Below are 1,070 nucleotides of genomic sequence, written 5' to 3'. Positions count from 1 at the left end.
CCTTCATTATTTGAAAGGCGGCTAATTAGTTTCATCAGTTCGGCACTGACTTCTTCTTGCGTGGCAGAGAGCGGCAGATTTAACATCCAGCGCAATTGTTCGAGTAGTTCGTCCATTCCGTTACCCTCAGTGGTTGAGTTGATGGCCAGGACGGATGCGGCAGCTAACATCACCTCATCCATATCATCCAGAGCCGGTGTGTTAGTCAGTGCTGCATGAAGGATCTGCACCACATGACCGGATTTGTTGTAGCTAAAAACGGGGGAGATAAAGAGGTATTCATCTTTCAGAATCATCGCCGCTGCGGCGTCAGTCCAGTTGACCCCAACAGCGTACAGACCTTTACCCTCCCTCCATTCCAGTGTTTTAAACCAACCGGATGCGGGGGCGGGCTGACCATTTTTGGCGGCTTTTAATGTCTGGTGTTCGTAATCAATAACGTAAGGCGTTGACCTGGCATTAGCGGCATCAATGAGTCGCTGCGCAATCTCAGCGTTCATTAGCCAGTGATCACATTCTGTAGGGCGACCATCTACCGCCCGGAATTCGCCAGCGGGAAAGAGCTGGATGGTTCCGTGGGTCGCTTTTGTGATTTCGATTGCCAGAGCGGCGAATAATGTTTTCATGCCACCGAGAATACGGGGCCGTTAAAAGAGAATTCAGTGGAAGGGGTTCAGTGGATTACATCAGGGGATAACACGCGGATCATCTTGCCACTTCACTCAATACATTAGCAATGGCGTTAACCCGTTTTTAAACACGATTTAAAAACTCGGTGGTGCAATTTAGCGGGGTAAAGTCCGGCGAGAGTGTCAGTAAACGATTAAAACGCCCTGCGTCGATTACAGGACGTTTAAGGTTACGAATCAATAACACGGCGAAAGTAGTCTAAACCGGTGTTTTCCATGGCTTCCACATCCTGCTCGGTCAGGTGCAGGAAAGGACGTGCAGGCATCTTGATGGTGTGAGCACCCACAGTTGCTGTTTGTACAAAATTGGACTTTGATTTTTTGACGAATCGGTTACCGACTTCACCGTTTTTCTTTTGCCTAAAATGAATATCCTGCTTG

At 48.5% G+C, this 1,070-nt stretch carries 1 protein-coding gene and 1 pseudogene; both read right to left on the bottom strand.

The window, feature by feature from the left end:
• Positions 1 to 626, bottom strand: a 626-nt coding sequence (locus AEP37_RS23830) for a phage protease (RefSeq protein ID WP_049615659.1), incomplete at its 3' end; no start/stop codon positions are given.
• 233 nt (positions 627 to 859) lie between these two features.
• Positions 860 to 1,070 (bottom strand): annotated as a pseudogene (locus AEP37_RS26815) (phage virion morphogenesis protein); the annotation flags it as partial.

It is taken from the genome of Yersinia pekkanenii, from assembly GCF_001152565.1.
GTDB lineage: Bacteria > Pseudomonadota > Gammaproteobacteria > Enterobacterales > Enterobacteriaceae > Yersinia > Yersinia pekkanenii.
The sequence above is the reverse complement of the archived record's forward strand: the minus strand, read 5'-3'. Positions and strand labels throughout refer to the sequence as shown.